Annotated in this window: 12 protein-coding genes; 1 reads left to right on the top strand and 11 read right to left on the bottom strand. The window is 64.9% G+C overall.

Annotated features, from left to right (window positions below):
* Window positions 1-31: 31 nt before the first annotated feature.
* The 11 genes from ASC48_RS09155 to ASC48_RS09105 form a co-directional block, all read right to left on the bottom strand.
* Entirely contained in the window at window positions 32-946 is a 915-nt protein-coding gene (locus ASC48_RS09155; RefSeq protein WP_055455444.1) for an ABC transporter permease, read from the bottom strand.
* Complete coding sequence (locus tag ASC48_RS09150; RefSeq protein WP_055455443.1) at window positions 939-2,033, bottom strand: ABC transporter permease; 1,095 nt, start codon at window positions 2,031-2,033, stop codon at window positions 939-941. Before ASC48_RS09150 ends, ASC48_RS09155 begins: the two co-directional genes overlap by 8 nt.
* The gene (locus tag ASC48_RS09145) at window positions 2,033-3,592 is read right to left on the bottom strand and encodes an ABC transporter ATP-binding protein (RefSeq protein WP_055455523.1); all 1,560 of its coding nucleotides are present in this window, start codon (window positions 3,590-3,592) and stop codon (window positions 2,033-2,035) included. The genes ASC48_RS09150 and ASC48_RS09145 overlap by 1 nt, the downstream gene beginning before the upstream one ends.
* Window positions 3,593-3,667: 75 nt before the next feature.
* Entirely contained in the window at window positions 3,668-4,678 is a 1,011-nt protein-coding gene (gene xdhC / locus ASC48_RS09140) for a xanthine dehydrogenase accessory protein XdhC (RefSeq protein WP_055455442.1), read from the bottom strand.
* Complete coding sequence (gene xdhB, locus ASC48_RS09135; protein ID WP_055455441.1) at window positions 4,675-7,020, bottom strand: xanthine dehydrogenase molybdopterin binding subunit; 2,346 nt, start codon at window positions 7,018-7,020, stop codon at window positions 4,675-4,677. Before xdhB ends, xdhC begins: the two co-directional genes overlap by 4 nt.
* A complete protein-coding gene (gene xdhA / locus ASC48_RS09130) occupies window positions 7,004-8,488 on the bottom strand; it encodes a xanthine dehydrogenase small subunit (protein WP_055455440.1) in 1,485 nt (494 codons plus the stop codon). The genes xdhB and xdhA overlap by 17 nt, the downstream gene beginning before the upstream one ends.
* A 3-nt stretch (window positions 8,489-8,491) precedes the next feature.
* The gene (gene uraH / locus ASC48_RS09125) at window positions 8,492-8,842 is read right to left on the bottom strand and encodes a hydroxyisourate hydrolase (RefSeq protein WP_055455439.1); all 351 of its coding nucleotides are present in this window, start codon (window positions 8,840-8,842) and stop codon (window positions 8,492-8,494) included.
* Between the two features lie 148 nt (window positions 8,843-8,990).
* Window positions 8,991-9,953, bottom strand: coding sequence for a LysR family transcriptional regulator (locus ASC48_RS09120; protein WP_055455438.1), 963 nt, complete (start codon window positions 9,951-9,953; stop codon window positions 8,991-8,993).
* A gap of 36 nt (window positions 9,954-9,989) precedes the next feature.
* Window positions 9,990-10,970 (bottom strand): quinone oxidoreductase family protein, encoded by a 981-nt coding sequence (locus tag ASC48_RS09115; RefSeq protein WP_055455437.1) that lies wholly within the window; start codon window positions 10,968-10,970, stop codon window positions 9,990-9,992.
* A 165-nt stretch (window positions 10,971-11,135) separates the two neighbouring features.
* On the bottom strand, window positions 11,136-11,852 hold the full coding sequence (locus ASC48_RS09110) for a CDP-alcohol phosphatidyltransferase family protein (protein ID WP_055455436.1): 717 nt from the start codon (window positions 11,850-11,852) through the stop codon (window positions 11,136-11,138).
* A gap of 320 nt (window positions 11,853-12,172) precedes the next feature.
* A complete protein-coding gene (locus ASC48_RS09105) occupies window positions 12,173-13,117 on the bottom strand; it encodes a DUF2182 domain-containing protein (protein ID WP_055455435.1) in 945 nt (314 codons plus the stop codon).
* Window positions 13,118-13,311: 194 nt separating this feature from the next.
* Here ASC48_RS09105 and ASC48_RS09100 point away from each other — a divergent pair, with 194 nt between their 5' ends.
* Entirely contained in the window at window positions 13,312-14,550 is a 1,239-nt protein-coding gene (locus ASC48_RS09100; protein ID WP_055455434.1) for a UbiH/UbiF family hydroxylase, read from the top strand.
* Window positions 14,551-14,554: the final 4 nt, after the last annotated feature.

Here is a 14,554-nt window from a genome sequence, read left to right as displayed (position 1 = left end):
ACCCCATTGAGGTCCCGGCTCGGACCGGACGTCAGCGATCCGGCACGAACGGCTTGCCGAGGCAGGCCGGCGTATTCACGAGCGTCAGGCGCCGGTTGGCGGAAATCAGCACCAGAACGATGATGGTGGCGAGATAGGGCAGGCTCGACAGAAGCTGCGAGGGAATGCCCATGCCCTTCGCCTGTGCATGGAAGGTCAGCACCGTGACCATGCCGAAGAGATAGGCACCGGCCACGACGCGCCAGGGCAGCCAGGAGGCGAAGACCACCAGCGCCAGCGCGATCCAGCCGCGCCCTGCCGTCATGTTCTCCACCCACTGCGGCGTATAGGCGAGCGACATGTAGGCGCCCGCAAGACCGGCGCAGCCGCCGCCGAACAGCACCGCCAGAAAGCGCACCTTCAGCACCGAATAGCCAAGCGCATGGGCCGAGGCATGGTTGTCACCCACAGCGCGCAGGATCAGCCCCATGCGTGTGCGGGTCAGCATGTAAGAGACACCGGCTACCAGGGCGAAGGCGAGATAGACGATGGCATCCTGCCGGAACAGCACGGGCCCCAGGAACGGCAGGTCGCTCAGAACCGGAATGTCGAGCTTCGGCAGCTTGAGGCCCGGAACGCCGATGAAGCGCTCGCCGGCAAGGCCGGACAGTCCGAGGCCAAAGAGCGTGAGCGCCAGTCCGGTGGCCACCTGATTGGTGACAAGGCCCAGCACCAGCGCGCCGAACAGGGCCGACATGGCCATGCCGGCCGCAATCGCCGCGAAAATACCGATCGTGCCGGAGCCGGTGAGGTTGGCGGCGGCAAAGCCGGTCACCGCTCCCATCACCATCATGCCTTCCACGCCCAGATTGAGAACGCCGGAACGCTCGACGACCAGTTCGCCGATGGCCGCCAGCAGCAGCGGCGTTGCGGCGGTGATGACGGTGAGAAGAATGGCTTCAAACATGGGCGCCCTCCCCGGCATTTTCAGAATGCACCTTCCGGTGCAGGCGGACGCGGTAGAAGATCAGGGTGTCGCAGGCCAGCACGAAGAACAGCAGCATGCCCTGCACCACGCTGGCAACCTTGTCGGAGATGCCAAGCGACGCCTGCACACTTTCCCCGCCGATGTAGCTGGAGGCCAGAACAACACCGGCAACGACAATCGCCAGCGGATTGAGGCGGCCAAGGAAGGCGACGATGATGGCGGTGAAACCGTAGCCCGGCGAGATGGTCGGCAGCAGCTGGTTCAGCGAGCCGGAAACCTCCATGATGCCCGCAAGGCCCGCCAGCGCCCCGGAAAGCGCAAAGGCGAAGACCGTCATCCGCTTGGCCGAGAACCCAGCGAATGCGCCGGCCCGGGGGCTCTCGCCCAGCACACGGATCTGATAACCGCGCAGCGAGCGCGACAGCACCACCCACAGGAGAAGCACAACGCCGAGGGCCACGAACACGGATACCGACAGACGGCCCAGGCCAAGGGACGGCAGCGTGGCAGAAGCCGAGAACAGGGCCGTCTCGGGAAAATTGAACCCCTGCGGATCACGCCAGGGGCCGCGCACCAGATAGTCCAGCAGCAGATTGGCCACATAGACCAGCATCAGGCTGGTGAGGATCTCGTTGGTGCTGAATCGGGTCTTCAGGACGGCCGGAATCATGGCATAGGCCGCCCCGCCAAGCGCCCCGCAGAGGAGCATCAAGGGCAGAGTGTAAAAGCCCTGCAGATGCGGGAAAATGACAGGCAGGATGGAACCGGCCAGCGCACCAGCCACAAACTGGCCTTCCGCGCCGATGTTCCAGTTGTTGGAGAGGTAGCAGACGCTGAGACCGCAGGCGATCAGAACCAGCGGCGTCGCCTTCACCAGCACTTCCTGCAGGGACCAGGCTTCCGTCAGCGGCTCGATGAAGAAGCGGAACAGCGCCTCCAGCGGGTCCGCACCGGACATGGCAAACAGGACGGCAGCGCAGATCATGGTCAGCATGACCGCGATCAGCGGGGAAACGGCGGTCATCAACCCGCTGTGTTCGGCGCGCTTGACGAGTTCGATACGCATCACGCGCCCTCCCCGGACAGACTTGAAGACGAAGGCTTTTCCGCACCGCCCGCCATCAACAGGCCGATCCGCTCCAGCGTCATGGACGAAGCAGGCTCTGCCTGCGACAGGTGCCCGCGCGAAATGACCGCGATGCGGTCGGCAATCTCGTAGATTTCATCAAGATCCTGGCTGATGACCAGCACCGCAGATCCCTTGCGGGCGAGATCGAGGAGGCACTGGCGGATGAGCGCTGCAGCTCCTGCATCCACGCCCCAGGTCGGCTGATTGACCACCAGAATGCCGGGATTGCGGCTCAACTCGCGGCCAACGACGAATTTCTGCAGATTGCCGCCCGAGAGCGATCGCGCCTCCGGATCGTCATGGGACATGCGGATGTCATAGGCCCGCGTGATGTGCTTTTCCATCTCACCGGCCCGGCCATAGGCGGCAAAGCCGGAGCGGACCAGATCATCGCCGGTGGAATGGCGCGTGAGGATGATGTTGTGCGACAGGCGCATCCCCGGCACTGCGCCGTGCCCCAGCCGCTCTTCCGGCACGAAGGCCGCCCCGCGCTGGCGGCGGCGGGTGACGCTTTCATGGCCGCAAGGCGTGCCGTCGATCTCCACCATGCCCGGCGCGCAGCGCCGCTCACCGCTGATGGCATCGAACAGCTCGCCCTGCCCGTTTCCGGCAACGCCCGCGATTGCCACGACCTCACCGGCACGCACGTCCAGATTGACCCCCGCCAGCGGCACGGAAAAAGGCGTCAGCGGACTTGTCGCAAGATTGCGCACGGCAAGGCGCACCGGTCCGCTGCCCGTCAGCGCGCCGGAACTGGTCACATGCGAGACCTCTGCCCCGACCATCATGCGGGCAATCGAGGCGGGGGTTTCCAGCGCCGGATCGCATTCGCGCACGAAGCGGCCGTGTCGCAGAATGGTGGCGTGGTGGCAGATGCGCCGCACCTCGTCCAGCCGGTGGCTGATGTAAAGCACCGCGCAGCCTTCGTCCGCCAGCCGCTTCAGCGTCACGAAAAGTTGGTCCGCCTCCTGCGGGGTCAGGACGGAGGTCGGCTCATCCATGATGATCAGCCGTGGCGCCTGCAGCAGGCAGCGGACAATTTCGATGCGCTGGCGGATGCCGACAGGCAGATCGGCCACAAGCGCATGCGGATCCAGCGGCAGGCCATAGTCGCGGGAGACCTTTTCGATCCGCACCGCCAGCTCGCGCATGGAACCGGGCTTCGGCAGCGCCAGCGCGATGTTCTCGACAACGCTCAGGGCCTCGAACAGGGAAAAATGCTGGAACACCATGCCGATGCCCAGCTGGCGGGCGGCGGCGGGGCTGTTGATGCGCACCTTGCGCCCGTCCCATTCGATCGTGCCGGCGTCGGGCTGCAGTGCGCCATAAAGGATTTTTACCAGCGTGGACTTGCCCGCGCCATTTTCGCCGAGGAGTGCGTGGATTTCACCCTTGTTGATGGTGAGATTGACCGCATTGTTGGCCGCGATGGCACCGAAATGCTTGCTGATGCCGCGCGCATTCAGCAGCGGCGCGCCTTGCGCCCGCCGCACCATGCCCCCAGCGGCCTGCTGCCCATCTGCGGTCTGATCGAGACTGCCCACTCCACACTGCCCCTTCTGCCGTCGGGTTCACCCCGCGTTATTGACCGGCTTCTGCCCCTGCGCAAGGGGCTGTTTGTATAGACCTTCCAGCTTTACTGCCTCATTTTTAATCAGGAGTTCAACAGCAACAGAGGCCGCGATGGCCGCCGGCAATTTCGACTTCACCCCACCCGCCCCGATGGGGCACACCAGCCCGCCAACCTGCCGTTCCGCAAGCCCCCGGCGGCGCAGGCGGCTCGTGAACCGCGCGCGCTTGGTCTCGCTGCCGATCACGCCGACATAGGCAAACCGCTCCGCCGCCAGCGCTGCGGCCACAATATCCTCATCCAGCGCATGGGAATGAGTCATGACGAGAATGAAGGCACGGTCCGGCGCTTCCTTGAGCAAGTCCGCCGGCCGGCTGACGCTGACGTAGCGCAGGTTTCCCGGCATCGCCGGTGGAAAAAAGTCCGGGCGGCTGTCTATCCAGGTGACTTCAAAGGGAAGCGGCGCCAGTGCCAGCACAACGGCCCGGCCCACATGCCCGGCCCCGAACAGCCACACGGGCTGAAGCTCCAGACCGAAGCGCTCTGTAATGACGCCGTCCTTCAGCAGGAAATCCGGTCCGGCGGGCAGATCCCCCAGCACCTGCCGCTGCAGGGGCACGCCTTCCTGCACGAAGCCCGCCTGCACAGCCAGCTGTCCGCCGCGCTCCTCCTGCACATGCACCAGCGCCCGCACGGGGTCGATATCCTCTGCCGTGAAATACTCCAGCGCCAGATCGACGCGTCCGCCACAGCACTGTCCGAGATCCGGCCCCAGCGACACACGGCGGAAGGCAAGCCCCCTTCGGCCTTCACGCATGCCGGCAAGCGCCCAGCGGATCGCCTCGAACTCCAGCGTTCCACCGCCGATGGTTCCGGAAATGCTGCCGTCCGCACGCACGGTCATGCGCGCACCCGCCTCACGCGGGACAGATCCGGCCGATGCTGCGACGGTAACAAGGCAACAGGCCCCACCTTCACGCAGCTCATCCAGAATCCGCCGCCAGAGGATCATCGCGCCCCTCCTGCCTGCCGCATGGCCTGCACCGCCTTCAGGATCGCCTCGGGCGTGGCGGGTGCATCCAGCTGCGGCACGATGCCGGGCCGCAGCGAGGCGAGCGCATCGGTGATGGCGCAGAAGACGGAATTGGCCAGCATCAACGGCGGCTCACCCACCGCCTTGGAGCGGTAGATCGTCTCCTCCGGATTGCCGGCGGAAGCATAGAGCGCCACGTTGAACTCGGCCGGTGTGTCCGATATGGCCGGGATCTTGTAGGTGGAGGGTGCATGAGTGCGCAGGCGCCCCTGCTCATCCCACACCAGTTCCTCCGTCGTCAGCCAGCCCATGCCCTGAATGAAGCCGCCCTCGATCTGGCCGATGTCGATGGCCGGGTTGAGCGAGCGGCCCACGTCATGGAGAATATCCACCCGGTCCACGGTCATCTCGCCGGTCATGGTGTCGATGGTGACTTCGGATGCCGCAGCACCATAGGCGAAATAAAGGAACGGACGGCCGCTGGCGCTGTCCCGGTCCCAGGTGATCTTGGGGCTGGCATAGAAGCCCGAATCCGACATGTGGATGCGGCCCATGTGAGCAAGTTTCGCCAGTTCCGCCAGGCTCACCACATCGCTTCCGGCACGCACCTGATTGTCCGCAAAGACAACGGATTCCGGCGAACAATGGAAGTGCCCGGCCGCAAAGGCGATGAGCCTGTCCTTGATGGCGCGTGCCGCATTACGTGCCGCCATTGCGTTGAGATCGGTGCCGGAGGAGGCTGCCGTCGGGCCGGTGTTCGGCACCTTGCCGGTGGAGGTGGCGGTGATGATCACCTTGTCGAGGGTGACGCCGAATTCCTCCGCCACCACCTGCGCCACCTTCTGATAGAGCCCCTGCCCCATCTCGGTGCCGCCATGGTTCAGCTGGATCGAGCCGTCGGTGTAAAGATGCACCAGCGCCCCGGCCTGATTGAGGTGCTTCAGCGTGAAGGAAATGCCGAATTTCACCGGCGTCAGAGCCAGCCCCTTGCGCAGCACATGATTGCGGGCGTTGAAAGCGCGTACCTCTTCCCGGCGCTGCCAGTAGGCGGAAGTGACTTCCAGCTGCTCCACGATTGTATGCAGCGTCTGCCACTCCTCGACCACCATGCCATAAGGCGTCTGGTTGCGGGCCCAGTCATAGAAATTGCGCTTGCGCACTTCCAAAGGATCGAGCCCCAGCGTGATGGCGATGGCATCGATCATCCGCTCTGCCGCCAGCATGCCCTGCGGTCCGCCGAAGCCCCGGAAGGCGGTGTTGGAACAGGTATCTGTGCGCAGGCGGCGGCTGCAGATCTGGGCATCGGGATAGAAATAGCTGCTGTCCGCATGGAACATGGTGCGGTCCACCACGCCCAGCGACAGGTCCGCCGAATAGCCGCAGCGGGCGAAGAAGCTCATGTCCACAGCGCGGATGCGGCCCGTGTTATCATGGCCAACCGTCCAGTCGACACGGAAGTCATGCCGCTTGCCGGTCATGATCATGTCGTCGTCCCGGTCGAGACGCAGCTTGCAGGGCCGGCCCGTGATGCGGGCGGCGAGCGCGGCAAGACAGGCCCACTGGTTCGCCTGCGATTCCTTGCCGCCAAAGCCGCCGCCCATGCGGCGCACATCGACTGTTACCAGCGCATCGGGTACGCCCAGAACCTTGGCCACCACATGCTGAACCTCGGTCGGATGCTGGGTGGAGGAATGGACCTGAACGGCCCGCTCCTCGCCGGGGATCGCCAGCGCAATCTGGCCTTCGAGGTAGAAATGCTCCTGCCCGCCGACATGGAACACACCGGAGAGCTTGTGCTCGGCGCTCGCCAGCCCCGCTTCCGGCGCACCGCGGCGGAACTGGTAGTCCGGCAGCACCGTCACATCGGCGGCAATGGCATCTTCAACGGAGATGACCGGCGTCTGCGGCCCGACATCAATCTGCGCAAGCCGCGCTGCGCGGCGCGCAGCATCCCGGCTGGTGGCAACAACGGCAAAGGCCACCTGACCGTAAAAGAGGATTTCCTTGTCAGCCAGAACGGGATCGCCGCCAAAAGAGGCCGAACAATCGTTGAGGCCCGGCACATCGGCAGCGGTCAGCACCGCCACCACACCCGGCGCATTACGCACGGCGTCGAGATCCATCGCCAGCAGCGGCCCGCGCACCGCATGGCGCGCCCAGCCCGGAACTACATGCAAGGTGCCCTGCGGCTCGGGCATGTCATCGATATAGACCGCAGTGCCGGTTACATGCCGTTCGGCGCTATCATGGGGCAGAGAGCGGTGCACATGGGTCAGCGCCTCAGCGCCTTTCGTCAGAGCGGTGTCATGCGGCGCGTTCATGGTCGCCTCCTTCCGGCTGAAGCACGGGCAGGCGCACGGGCTCGGCAGGCCCGGCAATCTCCATCAAGGCCTTGGCCAGCAGCGAGCGGGCGACTTCCATGCGGTACTCCGCACTCGCGCGCATGTCGCTGATCGGCTTGAAATCCTCCTGCAGCGCACGGATGGCCGCGCCCCAGGTGACGGGATCATCGATGCGCGCCCCCGTCAGCGCCGCCTCTGCGAGAAGCGCCCGGCGCGGGGTTGCCGCCATGCCGCCGAAGGCGATACGCGCAGCGGTGATATCGCCCTCCGAGACCGTCAGATTGAAGGCGGCCATGACGGCGGAAATGTCCTGATCGAAGCGCTTGGACACCTTGTAGCAGCGGAAATGCTGGTTGGCGGCCGGACGTGGCACGAAGATGCCTGCCACGAATTCGCCCGGCAGCCGGTCCTGCTTGCCATAGTCGATGAAGAAGCTTTCGAGCGGCAGATCGCGCAGATTGTCGCCCTGCTGCAGCTCGATGCTGGCGCCAAGGGCAATGAGAGCTGGCGGCATGTCGCCGATGGGCGAGCCATTGGCAATGTTGCCGCCGATGGTGCCGGACGCACGGACCTGCTTGGAGCCGATGCGCCTCAGCAGCACGCCAAGATCCGGAGCCAGAGCGCGCAGCGCCGGTTCCGCCGCCGCATAGGTGGCGGCAGCGCCGAGGATGATGCCCTCTCCCGTCACCTCCACCCGGTCCATGCCGGCCACATGGCCCAGCCAGATAATGCGTGGCAGCGTCTTCAGGCTCTTGGTGATCCACAGGCCCACATCCGTGGCGCCGGCCACAAGCGTGGCATCGGGAAACTGGCTGTAGAGTGCGGCGAGGCCCTCAACCGTCGCCGGAGCGGCAAAGAAGCTATCGGTAGAACCGATGAAGACATCACGGGAATCAGCCAGCCGCCGCAGGGCCTCACGGGTTTCGGCTGCACGCCAGGAGAAGGCATCGTCCGCAGCCTCAAAGCAGCTTGCCAGCGCCGCGTCGATGATCGGCCGGTAGCCGGTGCAGCGGCACAGGTTCCCCGCCAGCCATTCGGTCACCGCCTTGCGGCTCTTTGCCATGCCTTCCGCGTGATAGAGCGTGAAGAGGCTCATGATGAAGCCAGGTGTGCAGAAGCCGCATTGTGAGCCGTGCAGGTCGCGCATGGCCACCTGAACCGGGTGCAGGCGGCCATCGGCAGCGAGGTCCTCAACCGTCACCAGCTCCGCGCCATCGATCATGCCCAGAAGCTGGATGCAGGCATTGACAGGCTGATAGGTCAGCTTGCCGCCAATCACCCGGCCAAGCGCCACCGTGCAGGCGCCGCAGTCTCCCTCACCGCAGCCTTCCTTGGTGCCGGTCGCCCTTTCGGTGAGGCGCAGATAGTCGAGCACCGTATCCATCGGTCCGGTATCCGCCAGCTCGACAACCTTTCCGGCACGCAGAAAACGGATCGTGTCCCGCATGGCTCAGCTCCCCCTGTAGGTCGAATAGCCGTAGGGCGAGAGCAGCAGCGGCACGTGATAATGCTCGCGCGCATTGGAAATGCCGAAACGGATCGGGATCATGTCGAGGAAGGCAGGCTCTGTGACCGGAGCGCCACTGGCCTTGAGGTAATCTCCGGCAAAGAACCGCAGCTCATAGATGCCGGGGCCGAACTCCGATCCTTCCAGGATCGCCCCATCAACCCGGCCATCGGCATTGGTTTCCACCCGGCGCAGGCGCGAAGGCTTTGGCTCCACCGCCCAAAGCTCGATCACAATCCCTGCCGCAGGCCTGCCCAAGGCGGTATCAAGGACATGCGTGGTCAGACGGCCCATTCTGCTCTCCCTCTCGTCCGGTCCCGGGGCTGCCGCGCGTCCGCAAGCCCGGGCAGACTGGCGTCCCGCGCCAGCCGCAATTTCTCAACCCTGAGGTTGCCTTACTTTCCGGGGAAACAATAGAACCGATTAGGGGGCGGAGCGATGCCTAAATGGCATCAATCAACGGCAAGTGTTCTTTGATGACGAGCATGGCATGATCGTAGAACATGCCCGGCGCCAGCCCCAATGCCCTGAGCGAGGATGTGACCACCGCCAGCCTGTCCGCCTGAAGCGGCGCATCGCTCAAGGGCCTGAACACCAGCAGCCCGCCGGCGAGATCTGCCTCAAGCCCGATCTTGGTCTGGAAGCTGACCACCGTCCCTCGCCTTGTCAGCGCCCGCATGAAGCTGAGGGAATTGGCTTCCACATAGGTGCGGATGGTGCCCGGCAGACGCGACAGCGCCGCATCGATGCGGGTGCGCAGCGACAGGCCTTTTGCCGGCAGCGCCAGCGGATAGCGCAGGCAATCGGCAAGCGTCAGCCCCCCGGCATGGCTGGCCAACGGATGATCCGGAGTCATCACGGCACCGATCACCAGTTCATGGGCAAAGGCGGTTGTCAGCGCCGAGGTGCGCGGTGGATCGAAGGTGAAGCCGATGTCCGCCTCCGCGCGCTCCACCATGCCGGTCGCCTGCAGGGCGCTGGTCACGGTCACCGAAACGTGGATGCCCGGATAGGATTTGCGGAAGGAGCCGATGATCTGCGGCAGGATCGAATCGGCAACGCTTTCGACCGTTGCCACCGACACGGTGCCGCGCCGCAGGCCCTTCAGCGCGTCCAGTTCCGCCACCGTGCCTTCAAAGTCGGAATAGGTGCGCCGCACATGGGCAAGCAGCACCTCGCCTGCGGGCGACAGGCGCAGGCCCCGGCCCAGCCGCTCGAACAGCGCCAGATCCAGCGCCTCTTCCAGCCACAGGATCTGCCGGTTCACCGCCGACGAAGCGACATTGAGCTGGCGGGCCGCAGCGCGGATCGACCCGGCTTCGGCCACAGCCGCAAAGTAGCGCATGGCGGGCGCATAGAGACTGCGCGACCGGTCAGGTTCGGCTGTCTTGCGCCCGGTTTCCATGCCCCCTCACCTCTTCAGCCCGAAATGCCGCCAGCCTTAATCGGGCAGCATCACCGATGTGCCGGTGGTCCTGCGCTCCTCCAGATCCCGGTGCGCGGTGGCAGCATCGGACAGCTTGTAGCGCTGGTTGATCTGGATCGAGACGGCGCCCTGCTCCACCACGTCGAACAATTCACCAGCCGTTTCCTCAAGGTCGGAGCGGGCGGCAATGTGGTTGAACAGGGTCTGGCGGGTGGCAAACAGCGAGCCCTTCTGCGCCAGCATGCCGATGTTGAAATCGGTGATCGGGCCGGAGGACTGACCGAAGGACGCAAAGAGGCCCATGAACTTCAGGCAATCGAGCGAGCCGGGGAAGGTGTCGCGGCCAACGGAATCATAGACCACATCGCAGCCCTTGCCGCCGGTGATCTCCTTCACCCGCTCGACGAAATTCTCCTTGCGGTAATTGATGACATGGGTGTAGCCGTTCGCCTTGGCGAGTTCCGCCTTTTCGTCCGAGCCAACCGTGCCGATAACCGTCGCGCCCAGATGCGCGGCCCACTGTCCGGCAATGAGGCCAACGCCGCCTGCCGCCGCATGGAACAGGATGGTGGAACCGGGACCAACCTTGAAGGTGCGGCGCAGCAGGTAGCGCGCCGTCATGCCCTTCAACATCATGGAAGCGGCAACGTCACTGGCAATCGTCTCCGGCAGCTTCACCAGACGGTCTGCCGGAACAAGCCGCTCCTGCGCATAGGAGCCGAGCGGGCCGACATAGGCGACCCGGTCGCCCGGCGCCACATGCGACACGCCATCGCCCACCTCGGTCACCACGCCCGCGCCCTCGTTGCCGGGAATGAAGGGCAGGCCGTCCGGCGCCGGATAAAGCCCCGTGCGGTAATAGACATCGATGAAGTTCAGCCCTATCGCCTCATGGTGCACCCGCGCCTCACCCGGCCCCGGCTTGCCCGGCTCGAAGACTTCCCAGGTCAGAACCTCTGGACCACCGGTCTGATGAATGCGGATGGCGTGAACCATGATATCTCCTCCAGATCATTTGCGCCGTTACGGCAAAATCAGGCCCCGCCTGCGGGCCGCAGAAAGCCACGCCCGCGCAGGGCATTTCCGCGCGCAGGATAAAGGCAATACCGTTCAACGGGAAAGCCGCTTTCTGATGCGAAAGCGGCCCATGTGACGTTCCGGTCAGGCGTAGCGTTCCAGCGCCTGATGCACGGCAGAAACCGTCAGCAGGTAAAGGCTGGAGATGCCGAAGACCCAGGCCATCGGCTCGCTCAGGGTCATTTCGTTCCACAGGCCGATGCCGGCGGCCGCAAGCCAGGCGGCGGTCATGACCAGCGTCAGCGGACGCCAGCGCTTGACGCGCACCGGATGGACGAAGCGCACCGGCATGAAGGTAAAGAGGCAGCAGGCCAGGACAACGGCGATGGTGAAGCCCTGCGAGGGCGACAGCAGCATCAGGCCGAAGACGACCATGTTCCAGCAGGCCGGGAAGCCCTTGAACGCCTTGTCATGGGTCTTCATGCCGTTGTCGGCGAAATAGAGCGCACCGGTGAAGACGACGAGGCCGCCGCAGATCCAGTTCCACGGCCGGTCCAGCATGGGCCCGGCGGCCAGGGCGAAGGCGGGAAGGAAAACGTAAGTGGCATAGTCGATGACGAAATCCAGCGAGGCGCCGGACCACCGCGGCAGCCGTTCGGCGATGTTGTACTTGCGGGCCAAGGGCCCGTCGATGCCATCGACCACCAGCGCAAGGCCGAGCCAGACGAACATTTCCTGCCAGTTGCCGCGTGCGCCAGCCAGGAGCGCAGCAAGGGCAATCGGCGCGCCGGAGGCCGTCAGCACATGGATCAGGAACAGTGCCGGCTCATGAGACCGCTTTTCAGGGGTAATGTCAGTCACGGCGCTTACTTTCCCTTCGCCCGGCCTGCCTTTCCGGCGGGCCGTGTGCCGGTGCCTTCAACGGCACATCTGTCCATGCTTTCACGCTTCTTGCGCGCGGCAGGCATAGATCCTGCCAGAACCGGTTCCTTGAACCGGATGCCGGCACGCCCCTGCCCGCATCCGTGACATAACACACGGCCGGCGCGTTGGTTCCCACCACGCCCGGCTCACAACTGCGCAAGCAAGATCAATGCACCTGTTTGGGCAATATTTCAATATCAAGACAGGCAGCAAAGCAGGATTTTCAGGAAATCCGGCGGATTTCTGCGAATCTGAGCTCAAATTTTCCCGCTGAGAAACAGCGTTGCCCCCATCAGCGAAGCCCCCCACAGCAGCAGGAAAACGCCGACAGCCTTGTAGAACCAGCGGCTCGGCAGGTTCTTCTCCAGCGCCATCACCGCCCCGAGCAGCCCCACCCAGATGATGTTCATGATGCCGACCGCGAACATGACGGTCATCAGCGCCCAGCAGCAGCCAAGGCAGGCCAGCCCCTGGATCAGGCCTTCCCGGTAGAATGCCGCCGCCGCACCGCCCGAAACAGGGCTGGACCAGCGCGGATGCCAGCAGCGCAGGAGACAGGCCTGCTTGGCCGGGGTGAACTGGTACAGCCCGGCGGCAATCAGCGTGGTGGCCGAGAATACCAGTGACACCGGGGCCATCATGGACGACAGCAGGCCGTAATCCGTCAGCAGCCATTGCACCAGCGTCGCGGCGAGCGCATAGGCCGTCCAGATGGTGAGATAGCCGAGCGCCAGCAGGCTGACCGTGACCGCAGCAGAAGGACCGGATACGGCACCGGCACGGCGCTTCGCATGGGCCAGAAACACAGGCATCGCCGTGGGCAGCATCATGGCCAGCGTCATCATCATCCACATGAGGAAGACAAGCCCCGCTCCGCCCATACCCCAGTCCCCGGCCGGCATGCCGAAAGTGGTGGTGCCCGCTGGCAGGCACAGCACCGCCAGCGCAGCGCGCACGTCCTTCGGCAACCCGTCGAAAATATTGAAGGCGTTGAAGAGACCCATGCCCGGCCCGGCCTCGGTCATATCCATGACCGGAACCATCGCCGCGACCACGGCGGCAAGGTAAAGCCATCCGGCCACCGCCAGCAGGCTGCACAGAAGGATGACGAGACGGCGTCCGCCGGATGCATCGCTGCTCCCGGGTTTTTCCCCCGCTTCGTCAGCCTTGACGTTCTCAGGCATTGGCGCACTGCTGCTCATGAGCATCTTTCCTGCCGTCCACAGGTCAAGTGTTCCGGCCCCTGCAGCGAAAGCACTTGCCTGTCAGTGTCATACGCCTTACCCCGGCGCGGGGCACGGCGCTTTGCGCAAGGTCAAGGCCTTGCCTTTCCCTCATGGGGCACCATCCTGTCCTCAACAGGTCAAAAGATCAGGCCACAGATCGGGCAAGAGACATGAACACAGCTTCCGCAGCAGGCACGATGGACAAGGCACAGGGCCAGAACCGCGCCACGGATTTTGACGCTGCCGTCATTGGTGCGGGGCCTTCCGGGATGGCCGCCGCCCTGCTGCTTGCCCGCAGGGGCTTGCGCACCGTTCTCGTCGCGCCGGAGGTCAACACGAAAGACGCCCGCACCACGGCGCTGCTGCAGGCCTCAGTTGCCCTGCTGGACGAAATTGGCGTCTGGGACAAGCTTGCTTCCCGATCCGCTCCCCTTGCGCGCATGCGCCTCATCGACGACACCCGCCGCCTGATCCGCGCCCCCGAAACCACCTTCGATGCCTCGGAACTGGGGCTGGAGGCCTTCGGCTACAATGTGCTGAACCGGGAGCTGAACGCGGAACTGGAAGCCGCCGTCCTGAAGGCTGACGGCCTCACATGGATCAGGACCCGCCTTGCGAAGCTGGAGCCTGCCGAGACAGAGGTGCGTCTGACGCTTGAAGACGGTACCACGCTGACGGCTGCCCTTGCCGTGGGCGCCGATGGCCGCACGTCCATGGTGCGGAAGGCCGCCGGGATTGATATCCGGGAATGGTCCTACCCGCAGATGGCGCTGGTAATGAACCTGGAGCATGACCGGCCGCATGGCTCGGTTTCCACCGAGTTCCACACGCCCACCGGCCCCTTCACGCTGGTGCCGCTGCCGGGGCGCATGTCATCGCTCGTCTGCGTCGTCACGCCGGAAACAGCCACGCATCTCAAGGCTTACGAAGATGGCGCACTGGCGCTGGAACTGGAACGGCGCGCCCATTCGGTGCTTGGCGCCTTCCGCATCGCCAGCCCCCGTCAGGTCTATCCGCTCAGCGGCATGATCGCGAAGAAAGCCGCCGCCAACCGCTGCGCCCTCATCGGCGAGGCGGCGCATGTGTTCCCGCCCATCGGCGCGCAGGGGCTCAATCTGGGCCTGCGCGATGTGGCCGATCTCGCCCGTATCGCAGGCGAGGCCAAGGCCCGTGGCGAGGATGTGGGCAGCGCTCTGACGCTCGCCCGCTATGACAGCGCCCGCAAGCCGGACATCACCAGCCGCACCACGGCCGTGGATCTCCTCAACCGCTCGCTGATGACGGACATGCTCCCCGTCCAGGCCCTGCGCTCCCTCGGCCTCTATGCCGCCGGCCGCTTTCCCCCCTTGCGCAAATTCCTCATGCGCGAGGGGATCACCCCCAAGGCGACGCGGCTGCTGCCGTTCTGAGGGG

The sequence above is a fragment of the Pannonibacter indicus genome, assembly GCF_001418225.1.
GTDB classification, from domain to species: Bacteria; Pseudomonadota; Alphaproteobacteria; order Rhizobiales; family Stappiaceae; genus Pannonibacter; species Pannonibacter indicus.
This window is presented reverse-complemented; position numbering and strand designations above follow the sequence as displayed.